Genomic DNA, 26,469 nt, shown 5'->3' on the forward strand with positions numbered 1-26,469 from the left:
CCTTCTGGAGCATGTTAAAATCAACCTATCAACCTATCAGATAGGCTGATAGGTTGATTTTAACATGCTCATCCCGGAGGGATCACACAGATGTCAGATCGTTCTTTAAACAAACAAACCCTTGTTGTCCATGATGTTCACAACGAACAATACCATGGTGCCGTAACTATGCCGATTTACCAGAACAGCTTGTTTACCTTTCATTCGTATGATGCATTTACAACCGCAATGAACGATCCATTGAATCATCACCTGTATTCGCGGGGCAACAACCCCACTGTCAACGACTTGGAGAGACGGCTGGCATTGCTTGAAGGAGGAGAGCAGGCCAGGTGTTTTGCTTCTGGTATGGCCGCCATCTCGGCAGCTGTCCTTTCGGTCATTAAAAGCGGGGATCATATCATTTGTATTGACCAAGCCTATGGTCCTACAAAAGAACTGATCGGCTCTTATTTGCGGAAATTCGATATTGAAGCTACATTTGTAGACGGATCGAGCATGGATAATATTCAACAAGCCGTGAGGGACAACACCTCTCTCATTTTTTTGGAAAGCCCCACCACGCTGCACTTCCAGCTTCAGAACTTGTCTGCGTGCGCAGAGTTAGCCAAATCCATCGGAGCGGCTACGATTATTGATAACACATGGGCTACGCCTTGTTATCAAAATCCGCTTTCCTTAGGAATTGATCTGGTGATCCACTCGCTCACAAAGTATGTTTCCGGCCACAGCGACGGAATGGGCGGTGTCGTCATCGGCTCTTCAGAACGCATGAAACATTTGGGGATGCACGAATTTTTGCTGCATGGCGGCATTATGTCCCCGATGACGGCGGCTTCGATGATCAAAGGACTGCGCACGCTTCCTTTAAGAATGGAGAAATTCCAGGAGAATGGCCTGATTGTGGCTGGGTGGCTGGAGAAGCATCCCTTGGTGGCGAAGGTAAACCATCCAGGCTTGTCCTCGCACCCTCAGCATCATCTTGCTTTGAAACAAATGAGCGGTTCCAGCAGTTTGTTTTCTTTTGAAACGAATATCCCGTTATTGCAGATGCGATGTTGGGCGGAGCGGCTGACATTTTTCCGGATCGGTTTGAGCTGGGGCGGATACGAAAGTCTTATCACCGTTCACCCTTGCCAAAGGGAGTCCTCCTCCGTAGTTCGGATTTATGTGGGCCTTGAGGATCCTTATGAACTTATTGATGATTTGGCGCAGGCATTTGAATGTATTACTGAATTTGAAGGAGTGAGACGATGAACAACGAACAACAGCAGACGGAAAAGGAAACATTGGAACCGGCCAGCATGTATGCCATTATGGCTAAATTATTCGCCCATGTATCGAAAGCGGTCGTGGATCGTTTTGGTGAGGAAGGCCGCCAAGCGGTCATGGAAGGCGTACGTACCTTCGGAGAAGAGCGGGGCCGGGATATTGCACGGCGTGCGGCAGCTGTCGGCGAGCCGAATGGGATCGAAAATTATTTGCCGAACTATGATATGGGCCGGAGTAATTTGTTCGAGTACGAAACGGTCTATCATCCGAAAGAAATCGAACAAACCTTCACGAAATGTGCTTTTGCCGAGCAGTGGAAGAAGGATGGTATGGAGGAGTACGGGATTCTGTACTGCCATATGATCGATCCGGCGATTGCCAGAGGCTTCAACAAAAATTTTGAGGTCGTGCATGACCAATATATTTTAAAAGAAGGAACATGTCACTTCCGCTTTCAAATGAAAGACGAAGAGCCATCGGAGGGGTAGTCTGTGGTTAACTCGGACCGGTTATGGAAACGAATTTTTGAATTGGCGGAGGTCGGGAAACAGAAAAGCGGAGGTATAACAAGGCTGTCATTCACTGAGGAAGATAAGGCGGCGAAGACGCTTGTAGCTTCCTACATGAAAGAGGCCGGCTTAACTGTGCGTGAAGATGCGATTGGCAACCTGATCGGCAGAAAAGAGGGAAAGACCCCGGATGCTCCGCTGATTGTATTAGGTTCTCATATCGATACGGTTCCCAATGGCGGCAGTTTTGACGGGGCTCTGGGTGTACTTTCGGGAATCGAGGTGCTGCACACTCTTCACGAGCAAGGTGTGGAAACGGACTCCCCGATCGAGGTTATTGCTTTTACGGATGAAGAGGGGACTCGTTTCCAATTCGGCATGATCGGCAGCCGCGCGTTTGCCGGGATTCTGGCCGATGAGCAAGTGGAAGGGGCCGTCGATTCGAACGGAACTTCCCTTGCCCAAGCGATGCGCGAGTCAGGCTTCAATCCGCAGGCGATTGCCGATGCTGCCAGAAAGCCAGGTTCCATCAAAGCGTATCTGGAAGTTCACATTGAGCAGGGAAAAGTGCTCGAAAACCGGGGCCTGCCTGTTGGCATTGTATCGGGAATTGCCGGCCCGTTATGGATGAAGTGGGTGATCACGGGAGAGGCAGGTCATGCGGGCGCCACACCGATGGGATTGCGGAAAGATCCTTTAGCCGCTGCAGCGCGGTTGATGAGCTATTTTGAAGAGGAAGCGTCAAAATATCCGAACGCGGTTGCGACGGTGGGGACCATTTCGGTGAAACCCGGTGGAGTGAATGTGATTCCCGGACAGGTGGAATTTACGCTGGATTTGAGGGATATCGATGAAGAAGCCCGGGACGAAGTGGAATCCCGTTTGATCGATTTCGCCAATAAGGTATGTGAAGAGCGGGGCGTGGATTTTCATTTGGAGACACTCCAACGTGTGCCCCCTGTGCCTTGTTCAGAGCCACTGCAGCAAGTGATCCGGCAAGCCGTGCGCCAAGAGGGCCTTGAAGACTTCTGCCTGCCCAGCGGAGCGGGGCATGATGGGATGCAGTTTAAGGAGCTGTGCCCGGTGGGCATGATTTTTGTGCGCTCCAAGGACGGGGTGAGCCACAATCCCGCGGAGTGGAGTTCTAAAGAGGATTGCGGCCAGGCAGCGGACGTTCTTTACCGCGTGGTGTCGGAGCTTTCCAGGAACGAACACCCTCTTGTGTAGACCACAACGATTATACCAAAGAGCATAACCCAAGACGGTGATCACACCGACAACCAGATACGATGATATTAGAGCGATCTCCTGATGTGAGATTAAAGGGCTGCAGACCCGTTTAAACTCCCATCCTACCGAGGCGCTCTTTTTAGTTTGTCATTTTCACCAAGCGCCTTTGCGTTCCAATTCAAGAAGCTTTGTTTTCATATCCATGCCGCCCCGATAGCCGGTAAGGGCGCCGTTCTTGCCGATTACGCGATGGCAGGGTATCGTAATCAAGATCGGATTCGCACCGATCGCAGCCCCGACAGCGCGTGCGGAAGAAGGATTCCGGATATCCTTTGCAATATCCGAGTAGGACAGGGTTTGTCCGTACGGAATTCTGCCAAGCGCATTCCACACAGACACTTGAAACGGCGTTCCCCGAAAATCAAGCGGAACCGAAAAGCTTCTGCGCTCGCCCTGTAAATATTCAATGAGTTCATTCAGATAGGGCTCCATCTTGTTGTCATCCTGGACCAGCATGCGTCCGGGAAACCGGCGGTTGATCCAGTCGGCCATTTCTTCAAAAGGTTTATTGTGCGAACCGACGTAACAAAGTCCTTCCGTCGTTGCCGCAACGTGCATCTTCCAGTCTTCATGGATCAATAACGTCCAATAGATCGCCGGGTTAGGGCTGCTGCTTTCCATTCGGTGAAACCTCCAAAGTGGATTGGTTTTGTACTTGACGGTATTTTGCAGGCGTATGCCCGGTTTTCTTCTTGAACAAGGTTACGAAATAGGGGGTATTGTACAGTCCCACGCTTATTCCAATATCTGCAATGGCCTTATCTGTAGAGGCCAATTGCTCCTTGGCATTCTCTATTCTCTTGTGTTGAATATACTCCGCCGGTGTTATGCCCTTGATGCGCTTGAATGTCCGGTGCAAATGATACGGACTCCCGTGGCTCATATCCGCCAATGTTTTCAATGTCAAAGATTCGGTATAATAGTTATCGATAAATTCCGTGACCAATGCTACCCACTCATCATTCGGCAAATGCTGACCGGTCGGTTTACACCGCTTGCATGGACGGAAATGCTCTGTGATTGCTTGCTCAGCATACTGGAAGATGTGAACATTCTCTTTGTTGGGTACCCTGGATTTACAGGAAGGCCGGCAAAAGATGCCTGTTGTCTTTACCGCATAGAAAAACTGTCCATCGTAAGAGACGTCATTGCTGATAATGGCCTGCCATTTGTCGTCCGTGAGTGAATTCGGATTCGTCATTTTATTCACCTCTACACAATCATTATACCTCGAGTGGTGAACGTACGTACTCACTTTCGAATGGAAGAGCAAGATAACAAAACGATAAATATCCCTTTTTATGAGTTATTTGGCGGGCGCGTCGAACGAGTGCTTGTTTCACATTAAGGACCGGCGGCTCTATAAAGCCATTCCGGTGGAACAAGATAAGTCAAAAAAACCTGCGCGCTCTTTGAGGGCGCGAGCTCCTCAGCGGCAGGTTTTGGTTATTATTCAGCACTGCTTGATCTTATCTTAAACCGAAATTCCGTTTTGAGAAAACAATCATCTGCGATAAAAACAGCCTCAATATCATGTTCTCTAATTAAGCCCCCGTAATCAATAAATTTATTTCCGCGCCAAACGGAAACCGGGACTCTCAAAAACATGGCATTATCAAAATCGACCTGATTCTCAAGCCATTGATTTTGTATAAACAATACAGATCACCTCATATCTTTAATTGGTTTAAAGAATCGGAAGCATCTTTGTTTTCTTTTCCATGTTTGAGCTGCATAATGGACACAACGGTTCTTTATCAAATGAAAAATTCTCTCTCATCCATCCAAAACACTCGTCTTCACAACACATCCAAATTGATGTTTGTACTAACTCGAGAGGTTCTTTAGATTTTTTTGAAAAGTACACGATATCATCCCCTTAATTAACCATGAAATTTAAAAGAAAAGAACTGCTCAATATAAGGAACAGTTCTTATACAAACGAAGAGTTATTATTGATCACTTTGGTAATGTCTATGTCTAAGACGATTGTTCAGTGACTACCTTTGCCTTGAAAATATTGCCCAGCTTCCCGTCAAAGCGTTTGTTCAGCGGGTTTTTCATATCCCTGCCCAATTCCCGGAAAAACATATCCACTTCTAACGATTTTGTTTCCAGCAGCACGTTCAGGACGCCCGCAGAAGCGATATCCTGATTGTCGTCAAGGGGCACTGAGGTGACGATCATATACTTCTTCGTCAATGTCTTCATATGCCTCGAAAAGGACTCGATGAGCTCGTGGTTTTCAAATTCGTTTATTGCAAGCTGTCCCTGTGCCGTAAACCATAGCTCAACTTTCACTTTCATCTTTCCCTTCACTTGTTTCTCCTGGAAATTCTCATCTATCTATTTCTTATCTCTGGGCACGCCCCAGGAATCCTCTTGGTAAGTTGCCTGTTTATCTTCAAATTCCTGTTTGGAAATTTTATGATTGCTGGCACCCTTCGCCATGGCAAGCTGAAAATCGTTTAGCGCATCCAGGCTGGCCTTGGTTATATATGCTCGTCCATTTTCCTCTATAAATAAAATACGATCTCCCGCATCCACTTCCAGTAATTCGCGAATACTTTTTGGAATCGTGATTTGTCCCTTGCTGCTGATTTTAGAAATTTCCAACTTACTCACCCTTTTCTAGCTTTTATTGCTTTTCAGGAAATTATAATCTTTGAATGATTCGATTCTTTACTTTCTTTACTTTCTTTACTTTATCATTATATGCCTTATTATTGAATGTGTATACTCTTTTTGCCCTGCCATTCATTATTAAATAAAGAAGGATGTCCCTTCAGGCTTGTATATTTAGGAAATATAGTATATAGTTAGTCCTTAGTCGAAGAAGCTGATTATTTTTTAATATCGCGGGGTGGAGCAGCCCGGCAGCTCGTCGGGCTCATAACCCGAAGGTCGCAGGTTCAAATCCTGCCCCCGCAACCAATTCGCATATTGAAAAAGGTATCATTTTTCTAATGAAACGTTTTTCAATATGTGAATTTTTTTATTTCCCGGAAAATGATCATGTAAAGCGAGGTGTTAGGGATGAATCGGGACAACTGCCTGCAGGCAAGATTCCGGTCTTCTCAGCAGGAAAGGCACTGAAAGAAGCTTTAAATTAACGAAGAGAGAAGTGTTATACTGAAAAACAAAAAAGATACGGACATAAAAACTAATTTCGTTACAATTGATGATATTATTAGTTTTTATTCCAAAGCATTACCTGTGGATCGTATTGAGAAGGATTCTGATAAAAAGAAAAGTCCAATCTCACACCTTTAAAAAGATCAAAGTGACCGTTTCCCGGTATACCCGGGAGCGGTCATTTTAGTTTTTGGATAAATTTTTCGGCAACGGTACGAATTTATTAGCGAATGTTGTATTATAACTTCATATGGCAAAAAGAATTAATTAGTGAAAGGTTCTTTTTGATGTTCAATGAATGGGGAGGAAATGGAAATGCGTATTGGAGCAATCGAAGCGGGCGGTACAAAATTCGTCTGCGGGATTGGAAACGAAAATGGAACGATCGAGGATCGGGTAAGCTTCCCGACGGAACACCCGCAGCAGACAATGGATAATGTGATCGCTTATTTCACTGGCAAAGGTGTAGAAGCGATTGGTATAGGGACCTTCGGACCGATTGATATCGATCCGGCCAGTCCCGCGTATGGGCATGTAACGACGACGCCAAAGCCCGGCTGGTCGGGTTTTGATTTTCTGGGGACGCTGAAAAAGGAGTTTAACGTTCCATTCGGCTGGGATACGGACGTAAACGCCGCTGCTTTCGGTGAAGCGACTTGGGGCGCAGCGAAAGGCTTCGACAGCTGTGTCTATTATACGGTAGGTACCGGAATCGGTGTCGGCGTATATTCGGAAGGGAAGCTGGTTCACGGCCTTGTCCATCCTGAAGGCGGACATGTCTTAACGCGTCGGCACAAGGATGATACCTTTGAGGGCCTCTGTCCATATCATGGAGACTGTCTCGAAGGCATGGCCGCAGGCCCTGCAATCGAAAAACGCTGGAAGGTAAAAGGGAGCGAGCTTCCCGCCGATCATCCTGCCTGGGAAATGGAAGCCTACTATATCGCTCAGGCTGTGACAGGCACGATTCTGCTGCTTTCGCCTAAGAAAGTCATCCTGGGCGGCGGCGTCATGCATCAGCAGCAGCTGTTCCCGATGATTCGTCAAGAGGTGCAGAAGCAGTTGAACGGTTATGTCAGTGCCGAGGCGATTCTAAATAACATTGAATCCTACATCGTGCCGCCGGGTCTGGGCGACAATGCCGGGTTAAGCGGCGCTTTGGCGCTGGGCTTGGCTGCTGCGGGCAAATAACAGAGCCGCTACACACAAAAAAGGATGATCCCATTACCGGAATCGTCCTTTTTTGTGCGAATCTACACGATTTACGCCTCATCTTGATCGGATAATGACGATAGGTTGAAAGGTATGGTTGCAGCAAGCGGAACATCGTAAAATGAAAAGAAAAAAGTCGTATTATTGAATAGACCGGACCAAGCGGTATCCATTATCATTAGGGTGACAGTCGTTACATCTAATCATACATAGTTAAAGGAGAGATACAGCTATGCCAAATGGACAGTATGAGCAATTGCTGCTGCAGCTTCTTGAAGAACAGGCCGTGACCAGCAAACGGGATGGCTATGACTATGTCATTAAGCCCATCCCGGATTCGGATGAAGGGGGACAGTTAGACCCTCGTGTGCATCGTGTATTACAGGACGAGGCCGAGAAGAGGGCCACCAAGCCGAATCCGCTTCCCGATCCTTCCGACAGGCCTGCTTTCGTAAAAGCGCTGCGGGATATGATGGGCTGGGACAACAAGGATATTACACGAACCGAAATGACAACGGCTTTGAAGACGATTGAAGGTTCAAACGGCGCGATCCCTTTGCGGATCTACACGCCTGCCGGGAAAGCGCCTAAGCCGGCGATTGTATTCTTCCATGGCGGCGGATTTATCGGAGGGACGGTTGGCGTGGTGGAGAATCCGTGCAAAGCGCTGGCGGAAAAAGCAGGGGCCGTCGTCGTTTCAGTGGACTATCGGCTTGCACCCGAGCATGCCTTTCCTGCCGGATTGAGCGATTGCTTCGAAGCTGTTCAGTGGGTATATGAGCATGCTGCCGAAATCGGCGTTAATCCGCAGCAAATCGGGGTATCCGGAGACAGCGCCGGCGGCAACCTGGCAGCGGTCTGCTCCCTGATGGACCGGGACAAAGGGACGGGCATGATCAAATATCAGGCGCTTATCTATCCGACGGTGAATATGGGCGGCGTCGAAACCGAAGATTTCCGGTGGAGTCTGGATGAATATGATATCCGCAACCACCGAGAGCTTATTATTGCCGGCATAGAAGGATTGCGCGGTGGCGGGGAGCTGATGCGCAATCTGTACTTACAAGGTCGCACTGAGGTTACGGAAGCGTACTTTGCTCCATTATTGGCGGAGGATTTAAGCGGATTGCCCGAAGCGTTGATATTGACGGCGGAGTATGACTTCCTGAGGATTGAGGGGGAAGCGTACGCAAAGAAGCTGGCCCGATCAGGAGTTGCAACCACATTGATTCAGTATAATGGCATGGACCATGCATTTGTAGATAAGATCGGATTATACCCGCAGGCGGAAGACTGCATGAATGAAATTGCTAAGGGCTTGAAGCGGGTATTTGCATAACGATTACTTTAACCACACAGACGCTGGCCGCAAGAGGTCAGCGTCTTCTTTATTGCAGGGATTGACACGATGCTGCATATTGCTTGCTAATCCGACTCTGTTTAGAATAGAGGGATGGGAGGTGATGCCGTGCGTTTATTAACCCGCATATATAACTTGTTAACCGAGCCGTTCCGGCGGAGCATTCGCAACCGGCTCATCCTTGTCATGATATTCCTTTCTGCAGCTCCCTTGATCCTTGTAACCGTGCTGGCAACGGAGAATACTAGAAAATCAATGGAAGCGGAAATCGTTCAATCGAATATGTCCGGCATAACGTGGACAGGACAATATTTGGAGGAACAGCTTACCGGGCTTAACAATATCATATACACGCTGCTGATCAGCTCGGAATTCAACGATTATTTGAATAAATCCGACAGCTCCAGCCTGTCGCAGCAGTTCTCCGCACAGCGAAGCGTCATCAGCATGATGACATCGCTTTATTATTCCGGCAACAACAACCTGGTCGGAATCCAGTTGTATCTCAAGGAGCCTAATAAATTATTCACGATCAACGATATGTTCAACGATATTAAAACACCGGGTGAGCTCCCGCAGTCGATGGCATCTTTCTTCAAGCGGGATATTGATTTCCTCGTGGAAGAGGGGGATTCCAAGCTGGAAAGCTTCCATCTGCTCCGGCGCATCAACCGCTTTGAGAACAAAGAGGTGCTGGGGGCTGTGCTGCTGGAGATCAAATGGCGAACGATGGATAATATATTGGACCTGCTTCATTCTGAAACGGATCAGACGGTCTTGATTACGGATCATAATGGTGAGCCAATGTATAATCCGGAAAAAGCAGAGATATCGGATGAATTGAGACAGCTTTTGCGGCAAATCGGTGATGGCCCGGGCTTGATTCGGGATAAGAATTATTACGTGTTCTCTAATACAATCGATCCGTGGGGCCTTAAGGTGGTAAAGCTGATTCCGACCGTATCCATTAATGAAAGCGCGCAGCGGACGATGCAGTACGGTTTGATAGTCGGTGTGGTATCGATTATTGTATCCCTGATGGCAGCTGTTTTCGTAGCTTGGAAGATGGCAGGTCCAATCGTCCGATTAACGCGCAATATGAAGGGCATTCGCCTTCTGAAAGATGGAGAACAATTGCCGCTAAGCAACCGAATCGATGAAATCGGGCTGCTGGAATGGAACATGCAGAATATGTCGCATCGGATCAGAGAGCATATCCGAACGGAATATATCATCAATTTGGAGAAACGGACGGCGCAATTAAAAGCGCTTCAATCCCAGATCAATCCACACTTTCTTCAGAATACGCTTCAATTGATCGGCAGTATGGCGTTCTCCAAAAAGCCGAACGAAATTTACGAAATTATCCGTTCATTAAGCGAAATGTTCCGTTATGTAATACGCGAACCCGATGAGCTCGTTACCGTGCGCAGGGAAACCGATTATTTGAAGCACTATATGCTGATTCAAAAAGAGCGGTTTGCCGAGCGGATTGAATACGAGATTTATGTGGATAAAGCGCTGGAGCGCTGCCTTATTCCGAAGCTTACGCTGCAGCCTTTGATAGAGAATGCATTTATGCATGGATTGGATCGGAAAACAAGCGATTGGAAAATCTGTGTGAGAGCAATAACGATAGGGAATCGAGTCGAAATTACGGTGGAAGACAATGGTGTGGGCATGAACGAAGAAGCACTGGCCAAGCTGCAGGAGCAGTTGGACCAGCCTTCGGATCTGCTGTGGGCGAGTGAACGAATCGGGCTGCATAATGTGGCGGCAAGAATCAAATTGCACTTTGGAGAGCAGTACGGTGTCCATGTTGAGAGTAGGCCGGGTGAGGGAACATTCGTCCAAATCCGAATGCCGCTGGTTCAGAAGGATGGTGAAGCATGATAAAAGCGATTATTGTGGATGATGAGCATTGGAACCGGGATATTATTAAAACGCTGGGGGATTGGGAGCAATATGGTATCCAGCTTGCAGGCGAAGCGGACAACGGCGAGGAGGCCGTTCGTCTTATTCATGAATGCTCCCCTCATATTGTCATTACGGATATGCGCATGCCAGGGATGGATGGAATCGAGCTGCTTAATTACTTACAGGATGAACATCCAGCAATAAAAGTTATTGTGATTAGCGGTTACGATGATTTCGTCTACACGAGGCAAGCGATCAAATGCAAGGTCAATGAGTATCTGCTCAAGCCGATTGATCCTGTTGAATTAAACACCGCATTATCGAAGTGCCGGGATGAACTTGAATCCGTGCAGGAATTCAGCCCGACGCTTAATATTGAAGCATTTCAAATTATTAAGACTTATAAGCCGCTGCTTTCTGCCCATTACAACGAATTGAACGAGGAAGGAATCCGAAGCGCCTTCAAGGAGTTGCTCAAGCAAGCCAGTGATATTGATTTGGAGTCCGGCGGTTGGAGGCGTGTGCTTCAGGAATTCGCCATGCTTCTTGAAGAGCTGGAGTTCCGTAATTCGCTCGAGCCGGATAAAGCTTCGCCGGCGATTGATTGGAGCCGCTTCGCTTCAAGCTCTGAAGCGATCCGTTTTCTTACGGAGAAGTATGTTTCTTCGACCCGGAAGCTGGTCACCCATCGTAAATTCAGCAACAGGTTGAACCTGAATGAGATCAAGCAATTCATTGATCACAATTTTACGGAGCCGATCACGCAGGAGAAAATTGCCGGCGTTTTTTTTGTCAGCAAGGAGTATCTCAGCAAAGTATTTAAACAGCAATTCGGACAAAATATGACGGATTATATTCAAGGCCTTCGCATGGAACAGGCCAGGAAATGGCTGCTGAATGATGACATCCCGATCAAAAATATAGCCGAAATGTGCGGGTATGAGGAAGTCGCCTATTTTTACCGGGTATTCAAAAAGCATTTCGGCATCGCTCCGGGTGAATTAAGAAAGAATAATCTTCAGGTTTAAAAAAGTACAATGAAAGCGGTTAATTTATTACAATTAATCGCTTTCATTATTTGTTTATACTGAAAGCGTAATCAAAACATCCTTACAGGGAGGTCAAAAAGAGATGAAAAAGATGTGGAAAGTTGCAGCAAGCGCAGTGCTTGCCGTCAGCCTGTTGGCCGGCTGCGGTAACACAGGCACGAATACAGGAAGCGCTGGAGAGGACGCCGGCGTAAGCGAAGGCGGTGCAGCCAAGAGCGTAACGCTCAAGATGTTTATCGCCCAGCCAAGGTTCAAGGAACAATACGACTCGTATATTGCGGATTTTACGAAAAAGATCAAAGAAGAGAAAAATATCGATCTCAAAGTGCAGCTGGAAATGCCGAATCCGGACAATGCTCCCCAAATTCTGAAAACCAGACTAGCATCCAACGATGCGCCGGATATCTTCGGACTTCATGCGATTAACGAGATCCCTTCCTTCTATAAAGCAGGTTACTTGGAGGATTTATCTGACCAGCCTTTCGTTGGCAAGCTGATGGACAGCGTGAAACCGGCTGTAACGATCGACGATAAAGTGGTCGCTGTACCGCTTGAGACGCTCTCCTGGGGTTATCTGTACAACAAGCAAATTTTCACGGACCTTGGCCTTACGCCACCGACTACTTTGAGTGAAATGAAAGCGGTTGTAGAGAAGCTGAAGCAAAACGACGTCACGCCTTTCCTCTTGTCTTACAAAGAATCGTGGATTCCTCAGCTGTTCCTGCCGCTCGCAGCAGGGGCAATGATCAATACGGAAAACACTGATTTTATTAACCGGATGAATAAAGATGAAGGCTCATTCTCAGAGATGAAGAGCATGTTCGAGATTATCGATCTTGTTAATGCCAACGGAACCGACCGGGCATTGGAAACAGGCGGCGATGATGGAGCGGCGGCATTCGCTCAAGGCAAAGCGGCGATGTGGATACAAGGTCCATGGTATGCAGAGACAATCCTTGCTTCCAATCCGGATTTCGAATTCGGCGTAGCACCGCTTCCGATTAATGATAACCCGGATGCGACCTTGATTAATCTTAGCGTATCCACGTCTCTGGCTGTATCGCCGAGCAGCAGCAATAAAGAAGTTGCCATTGATTTTATCAACTATATTCTTGACGACGAAGCGTCGAACAACTTCTTCCAAAGCGTGAAGTTCAATCCTCTGGCAACGGTTCATACCTATGAAAGTTATCCTTGGGTGAATGACGCAACAGAGTATGTTAAAGCGGGCAAGTCCTATCAGGATCCATCGATCCCTCAAGCTGTCAAAGATGAGGTAGGCAAGGCGCTGCAGAGCTACTTTGCGGGTCAAATGTCGCAGGACGAAGTGCTGCAGGCTCTCGACAAATCCTGGAGAGATTACAACAAAGTGAATAAATAAAGCTGGATGAGAGGAAAGGCGGGCATTCCCCTCCTTTCCTCTCCTTCATCATAAGTCGGAGAGGAGACATACCCGTGCTGCAATCAGGATATAAAAAATATATGTCGCTGCTGGCCTTCGTCGGACCTGCGTTTATATTGTATTTTATTTTTTTGATGCTCCCGACATTGGGTGGCATGTATTACAGCATAACGGACTGGAACGGCTTGAACCGGGATTATGAATTTATCGGCTTCGGCAACTTTGTCGAGGCGCTCAGGGAAGACCCTGATTTTATCAAATCGCTTCTGTTTACGATGAAATACGTGATTGTAATGGTTGTGCTGCAAAACGTATTCGCCTTGTTTCTGGCTGTTTTAATTGAAAGTAAAATGAGATCAAAAGGATTTTTCCGGACGATTTTCTTTATGCCTAATATGATCAGTATGATCATCAGCGCTTTTATCTGGACCTTCGTCTTCACACAGGTGCTGCCGCAGCTTGCACAGATGACTTCTCTGCTTTCGTTTCTTGATCAATCCTGGCTTGGGGATCCGAATATCTCGTTCTTCTCCATTATTCTCGTTTCGTTATGGAACGGCGTGGGTTATATGATGATTATTTATTTGGCCGGCCTGCAGGGCGTTCCTCAATCATTGAAGGAAGCCGCCATTATCGACGGAGCCAATCCGTTCCAGAGCTTTTTCCACATTACGCTGCCCATGATTACGCATGCGATCACGATCTGTCTGTTCTTGACCTTAAACGGGGCTTTTAAAGTGTTTGATACCGTGTACGGCTTGACAGGTGGCGGCCCGGGCCGCAGCACGCAGGTCATTACAATGAATATTTACGAAGAGGCGTTCTCGAATAATTTCCGTTACGGGTATGCCAGCGCCAAATCGGTTATCCTGTTTGTCATTATCCTGATCTTCACCTTTATCCAGGTGAGTGTCATGAAGAAAAGGGAGGTGGAGTCATGAGTGTACGTGCAACCAATGTTTTGACTACAGTGCTGCTGTCCCTTTTGGCGATCCTCTCGTTTTTTCCGGTGTATATGGTCCTTATTAATTCATTCAAATCACAGGCGGAAATTTTTAGCTCGATTCTGTCATTGCCAACGCAGCTTCACTTTGAGAACTACGCGCAAGCCTTTCAACGAATTAATTTATTAAACAGCGTGAAGAATTCCGTTATTGTCTCGTTTATCGGCATTGGGGGTATCGTCTTCTTGGCAGCAATGGCTGGTTACAAGCTGTCCCGGACGCCAGGAAAGGTGAGCAATATCATCTTTTTCCTGTTCATCGCTTCAATGCTGGTGCCGTTTCATTCGATCATGATTCCATTGACACGCATGGCTCGCAGTTTGGAGCTGCAGGGCTCAACGTATGGGCTTGGGATCATCTATATTGGACTTGGCGTTAACATGGCTATCTTTCTATACCATGGTTTTGTGAAGTCTATTCCGAGAGAGCTGGAGGAATCGGCGCAAATGGACGGCTGCGGGGAATTCCAAACCTTTTTCCGCATCATTTTTCCGCTGCTGCTGCCGATCACCGTTACAATCGCTATTTTAAATTTCCTTTGGGTGTGGAACGACTTCCTGCTCCCGCTGCTCATGCTGACGGACGTGGAACGTTATACATTGATTCTCGCCACGAACATGTTGTTCGGGGAATATACCAAGGAATGGCCGCTCATCCTGGCATCGCTCGTGTTGACTGCTATTCCGGTTGTCATTATATATGGATTCTTCCAACGATTTATTATGGAGGGCATCACTGAAGGTGCGGTTAAGGGATAATGGCCTGATCGCCCTAGTAGAAAGGTGAAGGTGAGACGCATTGAACAAGCTTTTATACGGAGTAGCCTATTACGATGAATATATGCCTTATGACAGGCTTGAGAAAGATATTCAAATGATGAAAGAGGCTGGCATCAACGTCGTTCGAATCGCAGAATCAACATGGAGCACCCATGAACCGCAAAATGGCGTTTTTGACTTTACTTCCGTTGATCGGGTGCTTGATGCGATGGAGCAAGCGGGCATTCAAGTGATTGTCGGCACGCCGACTTACGCGATTCCGACATGGATGGTGAAGCAGCATCCGGATGTATTGGCATTCACCAAGCAGGGACAAAGCCGGTATGGAGCCCGTCAAAATATGGATATCACCCATCCGGTTTATCTGTTCTACGCAGAGAGGATTATCCGAAAATTAATCGCTCACGTGTGTGATCATCCGGCTGTCATTGGATTCCAAGTGGATAATGAAACGAAACATTATAATACGGAAGGGCCCAATGTGCAGACGCTGTTTGTTAAATACATGAGAGAGAATTACAAATCGCTTGACGTCATTAATAAGCAGTTTGGCCTTGATTATTGGAGCAACAGGATTAACAGCTGGGAGGACTTTCCCTCTGTCATCGGTACGATCAACGGCAGCTTGGGCGCTGAATTCGCCAAGTTCCAAAGAAAATTGGTGACCGATTTTCTCGCTTGGCAGGTATCTATCGTCAAGGAGTACAAACGAAATGATCAATTCGTGACCCAGAACTTCGACTTTGAGTGGCGGGGTTATTCGTTTGGCATTCAACCTGATGTGGACCATTTTGCCGCATCCCAAGCTTTTGATGTGACAAGCGTAGATATCTATCATCCTTCGCAGGATCAACTGACAGGAATTGAAATTTCGTTCGGCGGCGATGTTGCCAGGTCGACGAAGGGAAGCAATTATCTGGTAATGGAGACCGAGGCTCAAGCTTTCGCAAATTGGGTTCCGTATCCGGGCCAGCTCCGATTGCAGGCGTTCAGCCATCTTGCATCCGGGGCCAACATGGTTGCTTACTGGCATTGGCATTCCATTCATAACTCGTTTGAGACGTACTGGAAAGGGCTGCTCAGCCATGATTTGGAGCCGAATCCCGTATACGAGGAAGCCAAGACGATCGGCAGAGATTTCAGACGGCTGTCCACGCAGCTGGTTGACCTCAAGAAAACGAATCGAGTTGCGCTGCTTGCCAGCAACGAATCGTTGACTGCGCTGGAGTGGTTCAAGCTCCCTGGCGGCGCCAAAAACTACAATGACGTTGTGCGGCTCATGTACGACGAATTATACAAAATGAATGTCGGGTGCGATATCGTACATCCCGGCAGCGATAATCTACAGGACTATTCACTGCTCATTGTCCCGGCATTATACGCGGCTCCTGATTCACTATTGGAGCGATTAAATGAATTTGTGAAAGATGGCGGGCATATCGTCTATACCTTCAAGAGCGGTTTCACCGACGAGAATGTAAAGGTGCGTACGGTGCGCCAGCCCGGCATCATCAGCGAAGCGTGCGGCATCCATTACAGCATGTTCGTTGAACCGAAAAACGTCGGCTTGAGCGGTGATCCTCTCCAGGTCGGGGAAGCCGACAACAAGATTGAGACATGGATGGAGCTTATTACGCCTACGACCGCTGACGTGCTGGCTTATTACGACCATCCGCATTGGGGAAAATATGCGGCGATCACAGAGAACCAATACGGCAAGGGTAAAGCGGTGTATATCGGCTGTTTGCCGAGTGCCGCTATTGTGAAGAGGGTGCTTGAACGCGCCGTGAAGGAAGCGGGACTGTGGAGTGAGGATCAGGAGCTGTCGTTCCCGCTCATTATGAAATCCGGAGTGAACAGGGAAGGGAGAGCCATCCGTTATTACTTCAACTATTCCGACCAGGCTTCCGAGTTCCGCTACCCGTATTCGAATGGCCGGGAACTGCTGACGGAAGCGGCTATCGCCAAGGATCAAACCGTGAGCATCGACCGCTGGGGCGTTCTGATTATTGCTGAGAGTTAGGAAGCAGGGGGATTGTGGAGCGGAGCGGCTGAAATCGTTCTGGAGAAATAATATGGAAAGCGAAGGCTGGAGCGAAACGCATGCGGCCGGAGGGAGCTGCGTTTTGCGCAAGCCTATATGGCTGTAATAATTTATATTTTACGAGGAGGTCAATCAATGAGCAGTATTCGTTGGATTTCCAGCACCAAAGAAACAGCCTGGCAGGAAAAAGAAGCTACTCGGTCAAGCAGCGTCGATGCGAACCTTACCATTACAGAGGAACAATTTCAACATGTCGAGGGCTTCGGCGGATGTTTCAATGAATTGGGCTTTGCTGCACTGCAGCAGTTAACCGATGAAGACCGGAATAAAGTGCTTCATTCCTTGTTCCACCCCGATGGGGATCATAAATTCGACATTTGCCGTCTTCCAATCGGCGCGAGCGATTACGCGCTTGAATGGTACAGCCATAACGAGGTTGACGGCGACTTTGCCATGGAACACTTCTCCATAGAACGGGATCACAAGTATTTGATACCTTATATCAAGGAAGCATTAAAGCTTAATCCTGATTTGAAGTTGTTTGCTTCGCCATGGAGCCCGCCGACCTGGATGAAGTTCCCGAAGGCCTACAACTATGGCACGTTGCGTTGGGAGAAAGAGATATTGGAAGCCTACGCGCTTTATTTCATCAAATTTGTGGAGGCATACCGCGCAGAAGGCATTACCATTCACCAGATTCATGTGCAAAATGAAGTTGTTGCCGATCAGAAGTTTCCATCCTGCGTATGGACGGGCGAGCAGCTTCGCGAGTTCATCCGCGATTACTTGGGACCGGCCTTCGAAAAGCATGGCTTGGATACTGAAATCTGGCTGGGTACGATCAATGCGCCGGATCCATGGCAGGAGCTTATCAAAAAAACAACATCGGATTACGATGTTTACGCGGGTACGGTATTGAGCGATCCTGAAGCCTACAAATACATTAAAGGCGTCGGTTATCAATGGGCCGGAAAATATGCGATCCAGCGTACCGTGCAAAGCTATCCGGAGCTGCGTTACATGCAGACGGAAAATGAGTGCGGCGACGGCAACAACACATGGGATTATGCCAAATATGTGTTTAATTTATATCAACATTATTTTACGAACGGCGTCAATGCTTATGTGTACTGGAATATGGCGCTTGAGCCGAAAGGGCGCAGCACATGGGGCTGGGAGCAAAATTCGATGATCACGATTGATCCTGCTGAGAAGAGGGCGATTCTTAACCCGGAATATTATGTTATGAAGCATTTCGCCCACTTTGTATCGGAAGGTTGTGTACGCATCGGCTTAAAAGGCCCATGGACCGGCAATGCGCTTGCCTTCAAGAGACCTAATGGGAACAAGGTTGTGGTGATCGCTAATCCGTTTGCCGAGGAGCGGGTGCTTCATCTTTCTGACGGAACAAGCGGCGGCACTTTTATGCTTGAGCCGGAGTCATTTCATACGATCGTTTTGGAGAAATAATCAATATAGGATGAAGTATTACAATCTGAAATTTGACCCGTAAGCCGGACACATTGACAGTGGCCCTCTTACGGGTTTAGCTTTATCGATTTCCTGTATCCAATGCGGCTTTTGCTGTTCCGCTTGTTTGTACGCATAAGCTTATAAATTTAATTTTTGAAATCACTGCCCAGCGCAATTTTCTGTGTAAATGATGCTTGCGCGATCGGCGTAATGAAAAGCGCCTTCGCGGTCGGCTTAAAGGAATTAGGCAAAACGGCGATCGATGTGCTCTTGAAATTAATTAATAAAGAAAATGTTAAAAAATTAACGACGCTGCAGCCTGAGCTTGTTGTTTGGCAAAGCACTGGTGTTAGCTCTGTAAGGCCCGCCAAGTGAATTCGAAATGAGAAACCATCTTCTCAAAATGCTGGAGATGGTTTTTTTTGTTATAAGATAGTGCGCGGATTATTGTTGTCATCGAATACCGTTTTTCTTCATATCTTTAATAAGGTTTTTCGTTGTATTGCGTGTTTTGATTGTCATATGACTTTAGTAACTATCCTTTGTGACAACGGATCACTTATGATGATTGCTGTTGAAAGAAGTCAAAAGGCAGAGAGTTTTGTTGAAAAACAGCAAGTAATAAAACAAAAGATCTGGAGTGGAGGAAGTCGATATGGAGTGGCTTGTACTGATTCATGTACTGTCTGCGATTATTGGAGTGGGACCGACATTCTTTGGACACGTGCTGTTTAGAAATCGCCAAACGATTGGCGAGCTGAAGCAGTCCTATAAGCTGGGAAGTAAGCTGGACTTCTTTCCAAAGATCGGTGGGGGCATTGCAGTATTAAGCGGTATAGCGCTTGTGATCTGGTCTGGAATGGGATTTGGACATTTCTGGATTATTGCCTCGATTATTCTGTATATCGCGATTCAAATTGTGGCTGTTGGAATCATCATGCCAATGTCCAAGAAGATGAATATATGGCTTCAAGAAACGAAACTGTCGGATAGCCACTTTCCACCTGCGCCTCAGGCGGCCCTGCTTAACAAAGTGAATAAACTTTACTACGTATGTTCAGCTTTGGGTACGCTACTGTTTATTATGATGATATTAAAACCTGTGTTTTAAGCGACAATTAAAGAGACCGCTGGAGAGTTTTCTCCAGCGGTTTTGTGATGTTATCTGCCGGCTTACGCCACATCATGCTCGGGGAGCGCCCATACCGATACGCTTCCGCCATTAACCGAGCGATTCATTAGGCTGTGAATCATGGTTGTCGACGAAAGTGACGGCATGCATAGGATGAGAATTCACTAACGTACCTTCAAAAATAGTCGTGAGGTCAAATGAGCTTCCTTCTTGTGATGCGGCATGCAGTTTATAATGAAGGGACACATCGAACAGATCGATCCAATAATCGATCGTATCCAAGAATTGCTGGCATGCGGCGAGCTCCCGATTCCAAAACTCACCTACCATATAAAAATCCTCGCCGCGTTCTATGTTCATTTCCGCTGCAAAATCTTTAATGAAGTGATGATTGATATGTTTGATCGTATCAAGCCGAAAAAAGTGACTTCCTCTATCCTTGGGTTTTTGGTTTGGTCACCGAAAAACTTCTACAAGTTGGGGTGAAGTCCCTTTTTTATGTCTGAAAATCCTTATGTCTCAAGGCTTTAAATTAATGCAAAATGCTTACCGTTAGGCCGGCCTTTATCCAGAAAAGCTTGGGCCATACTTTCTCCTTTAGAAACATCCAGACCAATGAAGGCATTTTATTCGTTTCTAATGGACATGGATAGCCGTTAGAAGCATTTATTCATGCTTTTGAACTTTACACGGACATCCCTGACCGTTAGAGGGGAATACGCTTGTCAAAATGATGGTTATCGATTCTTATGGTCATCAATGACCGTAACATCTTTGTTTTTTGAATTGAGGTGCTCTAATGGTCATCGATGACCATTACCAGACGCTAACACGGAGTCAACTGGTGGCTGATATTTACAATATCGTTGCTTGCGGCTGATCGCGACCGGAAATTTCATAATGTGCATTAAAGAAGCACGTTGAAGGTTTTTCAACAGGTTGACCAGCTGCCTGCTGGTTCTTTTACTTATAACGCACACATCCAGAGGATATTGTAGGATAAAGTCGAAGAAATCATTTATACGTATAAATAATTATAAATAACTGTTGATTTTTACTTTATCATCGAATACAATGGTCTCAGTAATAATCATTTATACGTATAAATGAAAATTAATAGATTTGGTGGGGATATTGTTGCAGAGAACGAAACAACCGACCATGAAGGATGTTGCAAAGCTAGCCGGTGTAACACAGCCCACTGTATCCAATGTTGTTAACGGCTCGGAGTCCGTATCGGCGGAAGTTCGGGAAAGGGTTCTAAAGGCCATCGAAGAATTAGGCTATGTGCCCAATGCATTGGCCAAAGGCTTGAAGCAGCAACGAACCAATACAGTGGGATTAATCATTCCTGACATTGAGAGCGGTTTTTACGGCGAGATTGCCAAGGGTGTCGAGAAGACCTTAAGAGCCTCAGGCTACATTACCTTCTTATGTAATACGTTTTATAATCCTGATCTTGAAAAAGTATACTTGAATGCATTGATCCAACAGAACGTGGCCGGGATTATCGTCGCCTATCCGTTGGTGAATAAGAAAATATACGCCAATTTCAATAAATTTAATATTCCGCTCGTTGTGCTCGATGACAAAGTGGAGGATGAGAGCTTCACGATTCCATCCGTTGAGCTGAACAATATTTCCGGCAGCAGATTGGCTGTGGAGCATTTATACCGGACAGGTGCCAAGAGAATTTGCTTCGCAAGTGAGCCGTTGTTCAGCCGGGCGCTTCAGCTTCGGTACGAAGGCTTCAGGCAAGCGATGGAGAAGTTTGAGCTGGAGGTGGATGAACAGCTCATTCTTATCGAGAATAACCAGTATGACAAAATTAAGATGGGCTACAACCTCGGGGCACAGATTCTGCTGAACGATGCAGTGGACGCCATATATGCAAGCTCGGATAATCTGGCCTTCGGGATTATGAAGAGGCTTCAGGAATACGGAATCAAAATTCCGGAGGATATCATTGTCATCGGTTATGACGATGTCCCCTTATCGGAGCTGATTTCGCCGACGCTGACAACTGTTTCGCAGCCCAAATACCAGATGGCCAAAAAGGGTTCTGAAATTCTTATAAAAATGATGAACAAGGAAGAGAATGAAACGACGGAAGTGATGTATGAACCGTCATTAATTATCCGGCAGTCAAGTATTAAAGCTGTGAAAGTGAATAGTTAGCCTATCGCTAATTATTCATTTTTCGCCGCAATGAGAAATCGCTTACAATTAAGATCCAGTTAGGAGAGCCTGAAATGCCGACGACAATGAGAGCCCAAGTCTTCTATGAACCGCACAACATGAGGCTGGAAAACGTAGAGTTACCACGTATCGAAGAAAATGAAGTGCTGATAAAAGTGAAAGCGGTAGGCATTTGCGGTTCCGATATTTCGTATTATTTAGGCAAATCGCCGGTAGACACGCCAACCGGCAAGGGGCCGATTATATTAGGGCATGAAATAAGCGGCGAAGTCGTCGATATGGGCTTCATCCCGGAGAGCCTGAAGCTATTCGGAATTGGCGACAAGGTCATCGTGAATCCCGCTCAGCCGTGCCATGCTTGTATGTATTGCCTAAAGGGCCAGGTCAACTTGTGCGAATCTCTTATAAATGTGGGTGTAAGCGGTAACGGCGGTTTTGCGGAATATGTCAAAGCCAGATTCACCAATGTATACAAGGTTCCGTACGAAATGTCATTTGAAGAGGCGGCTGCGGTGGAACCGCTTGCTTGCGCAACATACGGCGTGAATAATCTCGATGTGCAAGCTGGAGATACCGTAGTGGTTATGGGGCCGGGACCGATTGGGCTGATGATGGTTCAGCTTGTTAAAGCGCGTGGAGCCGGAAAAGTTATTCTTGTCGGCATCCTGGATTACTCATTGAAGAAAGGGAAGTCCCTGGGAGCCGACATTGTTCTGAACACCGCCAATCCTGGCTCTCCATATTATACGGAGGATCTGGTTGGCACCGTCAAGGAACTGACCGGCGGTGTACTCGCCCAGCGAGTCATTGTTCCTACGGGTTCGACTATTGCCATGCAGCAAGCGCTCGAAATATCGGGAAAGAAATCGACGATCGTCTATTTTGGATTGCCGGGCGAGAAGGACCAGATCGTTATTCCCGCCCTGCCGACGCTGCAAGCGGATAAGACCATTCGCTTCTCTTGGCTGGCTCCATTAACCTGGCCGACGGCGATACAGGCCGTTCACAGCGGATTGGTCGATGTGAAGGCGTTAATTACACACCGGTTTGAGCTATCCGAGCTGTCGGAGGCCATTCAATTTATGGGCTCCAAGGAAGAGGAAAAAATAAAAGGTATGGTAATTTTATAACAATTATATCTTGAAAGGGTTGACGATATGAAAGTTGGAATGAACTTATTGCTGTGGACAGATAATCCGACCTATAAAGAACATCATGGGCTGCTGACAAATATTAAAGAATGGGGATTTGATGGGGTAGAGTTTCAGATCGCCCCTATGGCTGCGGAGGATATTAAAGCGTTATCAAACCACTGCGATGAGCTGGGCTTAGGAAGAACCGCGATCCTTGCAATGGACGCGGCTGCCGCCGACCCTGCCAGTTCCGACAAAAGCCTGCGCGATGCCGCAATTGAAGAGATTAAAAAAGCCGTTGAGAAAACAAGAGAGATTGGCTCTGATCTGTTGGTTGGTCCGATCTTTCAGGGATTGGGCAGATTCACGGGACAAGCTCCAACTGAGCAGGAATGGAAATGGGCGGTAGAGACAATCCGGAGCGCAGCTGAATATGCGCAGCAAATGGGCGTGAAGATTGCCCTCGAGCCGATTAACCGATTTGAAATGTACATTTTGAACACGGTTGCCGATGGCGCCAGATTCTGTGAAATGGTAGATATGCCGAATGTAGGGCTGCTGGTCGATACCCACCATGGAAATATAGAGGAATCCAATACGGCTGAAGCTTGGTCCAAGCACGCAAAACATATTTTCCACGTGCACATTTCCGAGAACAACCGTGGTATTCCGGGCAGCGGGCAAGCCATTTCGGAAGATGTGTTCACCACTTTGAAAGAAATAAACTATGATGGATGGTTGACGATCGAGGCTTTCAATGGAACGGTTAAGGGACTGGTGCCACGGCTGCACTTATGGCGCAAGTTCGCGGAACGCGACGAGGATATCGCCATCTTGGGCAATCAATTTATCCGGAAGCATCTTCGTTAATTAATCAATGCCAGTTCATCCCTAAAAAGTATATTCGTTACCCTTAAATGCATTTTTAGACTAAAAGAGTTGCCTTATACCTATTTTGTTGTACTTATCTAAAATTTTTTCCGGTTTACAAAACTTCTGTGGAGGTGTCAAAAATGCCAATCGCCCAAACCAATGGAATTAATATGCATTACGAGGAAAGAGGTACGGGAGAGCCTTTAATCCTTCTTATGGGGCTTGGAGCAGACGGCTCGGTATGGGAAGAGCATGTGAAGGCTTATGAAAAGCATTTTCGCTGTATTCTCATCGATAACCGCGGTTCGGGCAGAAGTGACAAGCCGGAGGGACCGTACAGCACCAAGATGATGGCAGAGGATACGGCCGGTTTGATGAAGGCGCTGGGGATTAAGAAGGCACACGTCTCCGGAATATCCATGGGAAGCGCAATCGCTCAGGAATTGGCGCTGGCTTATCCCGAGACGGTAACATCGTTAATTCTGAATTGTCCTTGGGATCAATGCGACAACTATACCACGCGTGTATTTGAATCCTTCAAATCACTCGTTGGAACTGTAGATGTGCAGACCTTTACGCGGAATTTGCAGCTTTGGATCTTTACTCCGTCCTATCATAACGACAATCTGGAGGACTTGCTTGCAAGGGAAGAGAGCGGCAAAAGCAATCCGTATCCAATGCCGGCGCATGCTTTCCAAGCGCAGTGCGATGCCTGCACCTCGCATAACACCGTCGGAAGATTGAGTCAAATCTCAGTTCCGACATTGGTTACCGTAGGGGATAAAGATATTTTCACCCCGCTGCACTATTCGGAGCGCATCGCGAAGGAAATCCCGGGTGCTCAGCTGCTGGTTTACGAAGGAAGCGGTCATACGCATCATTGGGATCGACTGCAGGATTACAACCGGGAAACACTCGACTTTTTATTGCAACATCAAAATTAATTCCAGGAAAGGCGGACATCATTATGAATCCTAAAATTTCAATTGGCTCATGGGCATTTGCTTTCGGTCCATTTGCCGGCAACCCATGGTCGTTCAGCAAAATTCTGAAATACGCTAGCGAAGCGAGATACGATGGCGTGGAAATCAACGGCTTCCTGCCTCACCCTGTTCCTGAAACCTATGACACCAAAGCCAAGCGCAGTGAACTGCTCAAAGAAATCGAGTCCTACGGACTGGGCATTTCCGGATATGCGCCTGATTTCAATAACGTACCTCCGGCAATTGTGGATGGGAAGAAGTATCTTGAGCTGCTTAAACGGTATATCGAATTCTGCCAGGACCTCGATATCAAGACGATCCGGGTCGATACCATCAGTCCGCCTGAAGCTTTGTCCGATAGTGAGTATAGTGAACGCTTTGAAAGATTGGTCTCGACATGGCGCAGCTCCGCGGAATTGGCCGGACAAAGCGGGATGAACATCGTATGGGAGTTCGAGCCCGGCTTCTGGCTGAATAAACCGAGTGAAGTCAAACGCCTGATGGAATCGGTGAATCACCCGGCATTCCAAATTTTGTTCGACACAAGCCATGCCTATATGAGCGGTGTGGTCGGTGCAAGGCATTTCGGAGAGCAGGAGCGTTTAGCCGGAGGCATCATCGAATATGCCAACATGCTGAAAGGCCATATCGGACATTTTCACCTCATCGATTCTGACGGCACTCTGCATGATGACGAGACAAGCACACATGCTGAGTTTGGAAGCGGACACATTGATTTCACAGCCTTCTTGAAGGAAATGAAAGACGTATTGTCGCCTCTGGAATGGTGGACGGTCGACTTCTGCTTCAACGCGGAAGTGGAAGCGTGGGGTAAAGAAGCGGTTCCATTCATCAAAGAACGCATCAAGGAGGCGACTTAAATTGGCATTGAACATCGGCTGTCAGACTTACACATGGCAAATGTCATATGATAAATACGCAAACAAGCTGAACCATATCCTTAACGTGATCGAACAAGCCGGTTTCAGCGGCGTTGAACCAGAAGTATGCATGCTTGGTCCTTACAGAGATAACCCGCAGCAATTAGTGGATGATTTGGCCGCAAGAAATTTAAAGCTCGGCGCATTATGCCTTGCGCTCCCTTGGGAGCATCCGGAGGAAACAGCGGAAGAAATTGCGGAAACAGAGTTTGTGTTTAACTTCCTCAAGTATTTTCCGGGGACCTTGCTGGCGCTCGTTCATTTGCCGGGCAAAGACCGGTCGAATCTGGCGGAGAGGCAGCAAAACGCTCTTAAATGCATTAATGAAGTGGCCAGAAGAGCGAACGCTCAAGGCATCGAATGCGCATTTCACCCGAATTCGCCTGAAGGCTCGGTATTCAAGTTCAAAGAGGACTACGATGTGATGTTCGCTGGACTGGATACACGCTATGTCGGATATGCGCCGGATACGGGACATATCGCTAACGGCGGCATGGATGCGGAGGACGTGATCCGGGCTAACCGCTCAATTATCAAGCACGTGCACTTTAAAGACATTACAGCGGATGGCAAGTGGACCTCAATGGGACAAGGGGTAATTAATCACTCGGCAATTATTCAATTTTTAGCAGAAACGAATTATTCCGGATGGATTATGGTTGAAGAAGAGTCGGATGAAGCGGAACGCGAGCCGGACAAGTATACGCTGCAAAACGGTAAATATATGGCTGAAGCCGTACAATAAAAGGAGTTGTGATAAAC

At 47.1% G+C, this 26,469-nt stretch carries 26 protein-coding genes, 1 tRNA gene and 1 pseudogene; 21 read left to right on the plus strand and 7 right to left on the minus strand.

What is annotated here, in order from left to right; translation table 11 throughout:
* The first annotated feature begins 90 nt into the window (after positions 1 to 90).
* The 3 genes from IEW11_RS18445 to IEW11_RS18455 are packed head-to-tail and all read left to right on the plus strand — an operon-like array spanning position 91 to position 3,008.
* On the plus strand, positions 91 to 1,257 hold the full coding sequence (locus tag IEW11_RS18445) for a trans-sulfuration enzyme family protein (protein ID WP_188532537.1): 1,167 nt from the start codon (positions 91 to 93) through the stop codon (positions 1,255 to 1,257).
* On the plus strand, positions 1,254 to 1,760 hold the full coding sequence (locus IEW11_RS18450) for an L-2-amino-thiazoline-4-carboxylic acid hydrolase (RefSeq protein ID WP_188532538.1): 507 nt from the start codon (positions 1,254 to 1,256) through the stop codon (positions 1,758 to 1,760). Before IEW11_RS18445 ends, IEW11_RS18450 begins: the two co-directional genes overlap by 4 nt.
* Before the next feature lie 3 nt (positions 1,761 to 1,763).
* On the plus strand, positions 1,764 to 3,008 hold the full coding sequence (locus IEW11_RS18455; protein ID WP_188532539.1) for a Zn-dependent hydrolase: 1,245 nt from the start codon (positions 1,764 to 1,766) through the stop codon (positions 3,006 to 3,008).
* Between the two features lie 156 nt (positions 3,009 to 3,164).
* Here the strand turns inward: IEW11_RS18455 and IEW11_RS18460 are convergent, their stop codons facing one another.
* From IEW11_RS18460 to IEW11_RS18485, 6 genes are all read right to left on the minus strand, one after another.
* Positions 3,165 to 3,692, minus strand: a complete 528-nt coding sequence (locus tag IEW11_RS18460) for a methylated-DNA--[protein]-cysteine S-methyltransferase (RefSeq protein ID WP_188532540.1) — start codon at positions 3,690 to 3,692, stop codon at positions 3,165 to 3,167.
* Entirely contained in the window at positions 3,673 to 4,272 is a 600-nt protein-coding gene (locus IEW11_RS18465) for a bifunctional transcriptional activator/DNA repair enzyme AdaA (RefSeq protein WP_188532541.1), read from the minus strand. The genes IEW11_RS18460 and IEW11_RS18465 overlap by 20 nt, the downstream gene beginning before the upstream one ends.
* A gap of 248 nt (positions 4,273 to 4,520) precedes the next feature.
* Positions 4,521 to 4,730 carry a hypothetical protein gene (locus tag IEW11_RS18470; protein WP_188532542.1) on the minus strand — a complete coding sequence of 70 codons (210 nt, stop codon included), beginning with the start codon at positions 4,728 to 4,730 and terminating at the stop codon, positions 4,521 to 4,523.
* Positions 4,731 to 4,758: 28 nt separating this feature from the next.
* Positions 4,759 to 4,938: a cold-shock protein gene (locus IEW11_RS18475; protein ID WP_188532543.1), complete on the minus strand. Its 180-nt coding sequence runs from the start codon at positions 4,936 to 4,938 to the stop codon at positions 4,759 to 4,761.
* 113 nt (positions 4,939 to 5,051) lie between these two features.
* Positions 5,052 to 5,390, minus strand: coding sequence for a hypothetical protein (locus IEW11_RS18480; protein WP_229725441.1), 339 nt, complete (start codon positions 5,388 to 5,390; stop codon positions 5,052 to 5,054).
* Positions 5,391 to 5,417: 27 nt separating this feature from the next.
* Complete coding sequence (locus IEW11_RS18485) at positions 5,418 to 5,687, minus strand: AbrB/MazE/SpoVT family DNA-binding domain-containing protein (RefSeq protein WP_188532544.1); 270 nt, start codon at positions 5,685 to 5,687, stop codon at positions 5,418 to 5,420.
* Between the two features lie 241 nt (positions 5,688 to 5,928).
* Between IEW11_RS18485 and IEW11_RS18490 the strand changes: the two genes are divergently transcribed.
* From IEW11_RS18490 to IEW11_RS18545, 12 genes are all read left to right on the plus strand, one after another.
* Positions 5,929 to 6,005 (plus strand) — tRNA-Met (locus IEW11_RS18490).
* 516 nt (positions 6,006 to 6,521) lie between these two features.
* Positions 6,522 to 7,397, plus strand: a complete 876-nt coding sequence (locus tag IEW11_RS18495; RefSeq protein WP_188532545.1) for an ROK family protein — start codon at positions 6,522 to 6,524, stop codon at positions 7,395 to 7,397.
* A gap of 253 nt (positions 7,398 to 7,650) precedes the next feature.
* A complete protein-coding gene (locus IEW11_RS18500) occupies positions 7,651 to 8,757 on the plus strand; it encodes an alpha/beta hydrolase (RefSeq protein ID WP_188532546.1) in 1,107 nt (368 codons plus the stop codon).
* A gap of 129 nt (positions 8,758 to 8,886) precedes the next feature.
* Positions 8,887 to 10,671, plus strand: a complete 1,785-nt coding sequence (locus IEW11_RS18505) for a sensor histidine kinase (protein ID WP_188532547.1) — start codon at positions 8,887 to 8,889, stop codon at positions 10,669 to 10,671.
* A complete protein-coding gene (locus IEW11_RS18510) occupies positions 10,668 to 11,723 on the plus strand; it encodes a response regulator (protein ID WP_188532548.1) in 1,056 nt (351 codons plus the stop codon). The genes IEW11_RS18505 and IEW11_RS18510 overlap by 4 nt, the downstream gene beginning before the upstream one ends.
* 103 nt (positions 11,724 to 11,826) lie before the next feature.
* Positions 11,827 to 13,125, plus strand: coding sequence for an ABC transporter substrate-binding protein (locus IEW11_RS18515; RefSeq protein ID WP_188532549.1), 1,299 nt, complete (start codon positions 11,827 to 11,829; stop codon positions 13,123 to 13,125).
* 101 nt (positions 13,126 to 13,226) lie between these two features.
* On the plus strand, positions 13,227 to 14,087 hold the full coding sequence (locus IEW11_RS18520) for a carbohydrate ABC transporter permease (protein ID WP_188532643.1): 861 nt from the start codon (positions 13,227 to 13,229) through the stop codon (positions 14,085 to 14,087).
* A complete protein-coding gene (locus IEW11_RS18525; protein ID WP_188532550.1) occupies positions 14,084 to 14,908 on the plus strand; it encodes a carbohydrate ABC transporter permease in 825 nt (274 codons plus the stop codon). The genes IEW11_RS18520 and IEW11_RS18525 overlap by 4 nt, the downstream gene beginning before the upstream one ends.
* A 40-nt stretch (positions 14,909 to 14,948) precedes the next feature.
* Positions 14,949 to 16,952, plus strand: a complete 2,004-nt coding sequence (locus IEW11_RS18530; RefSeq protein ID WP_188532551.1) for a beta-galactosidase — start codon at positions 14,949 to 14,951, stop codon at positions 16,950 to 16,952.
* Between the two features lie 156 nt (positions 16,953 to 17,108).
* Positions 17,109 to 18,443 (plus strand): glycoside hydrolase family 30 protein, encoded by a 1,335-nt coding sequence (locus IEW11_RS18535; protein WP_188532552.1) that lies wholly within the window; start codon positions 17,109 to 17,111, stop codon positions 18,441 to 18,443.
* A gap of 213 nt (positions 18,444 to 18,656) precedes the next feature.
* Entirely contained in the window at positions 18,657 to 18,821 is a 165-nt protein-coding gene (locus IEW11_RS18540) for a hypothetical protein (RefSeq protein WP_188532553.1), read from the plus strand.
* A 280-nt stretch (positions 18,822 to 19,101) separates the two neighbouring features.
* Positions 19,102 to 19,557 (plus strand): DUF2269 family protein, encoded by a 456-nt coding sequence (locus IEW11_RS18545; protein WP_188532554.1) that lies wholly within the window; start codon positions 19,102 to 19,104, stop codon positions 19,555 to 19,557.
* A gap of 117 nt (positions 19,558 to 19,674) precedes the next feature.
* Here the strand turns inward: IEW11_RS18545 and IEW11_RS18550 are convergent.
* Positions 19,675 to 19,998, minus strand: a pseudogene (locus IEW11_RS18550) (alpha-amylase); the annotation flags it as partial.
* A gap of 717 nt (positions 19,999 to 20,715) precedes the next feature.
* Between IEW11_RS18550 and IEW11_RS18555 the strand changes: the two are divergent.
* The 6 genes from IEW11_RS18555 (at position 20,716) to IEW11_RS18580 (ending at position 26,452) form a co-directional block, all read left to right on the plus strand.
* A complete protein-coding gene (locus tag IEW11_RS18555) occupies positions 20,716 to 21,756 on the plus strand; it encodes a LacI family DNA-binding transcriptional regulator (protein WP_188532555.1) in 1,041 nt (346 codons plus the stop codon).
* A 74-nt stretch (positions 21,757 to 21,830) separates the two neighbouring features.
* Positions 21,831 to 22,907, plus strand: coding sequence for a zinc-dependent alcohol dehydrogenase (locus tag IEW11_RS18560; protein ID WP_188532556.1), 1,077 nt, complete (start codon positions 21,831 to 21,833; stop codon positions 22,905 to 22,907).
* 27 nt (positions 22,908 to 22,934) lie between these two features.
* Complete coding sequence (locus tag IEW11_RS18565) at positions 22,935 to 23,780, plus strand: sugar phosphate isomerase/epimerase family protein (RefSeq protein WP_188532557.1); 846 nt, start codon at positions 22,935 to 22,937, stop codon at positions 23,778 to 23,780.
* Between the two features lie 143 nt (positions 23,781 to 23,923).
* Positions 23,924 to 24,727 (plus strand): alpha/beta fold hydrolase, encoded by an 804-nt coding sequence (locus tag IEW11_RS18570; protein WP_188532558.1) that lies wholly within the window; start codon positions 23,924 to 23,926, stop codon positions 24,725 to 24,727.
* 23 nt (positions 24,728 to 24,750) lie between these two features.
* On the plus strand, positions 24,751 to 25,647 hold the full coding sequence (locus IEW11_RS18575) for a sugar phosphate isomerase/epimerase family protein (protein ID WP_188532559.1): 897 nt from the start codon (positions 24,751 to 24,753) through the stop codon (positions 25,645 to 25,647).
* Between the two features lies 1 nt (position 25,648).
* Positions 25,649 to 26,452, plus strand: coding sequence for a sugar phosphate isomerase/epimerase family protein (locus tag IEW11_RS18580; RefSeq protein ID WP_188532560.1), 804 nt, complete (start codon positions 25,649 to 25,651; stop codon positions 26,450 to 26,452).
* The last annotated feature ends 17 nt before the right edge of the window (positions 26,453 to 26,469 follow it).

The sequence above is a fragment of the Paenibacillus abyssi genome (genome assembly GCF_014640295.1).
Classification (GTDB): Bacteria; Bacillota; Bacilli; order Paenibacillales; family Paenibacillaceae; genus Paenibacillus_D; species Paenibacillus_D abyssi.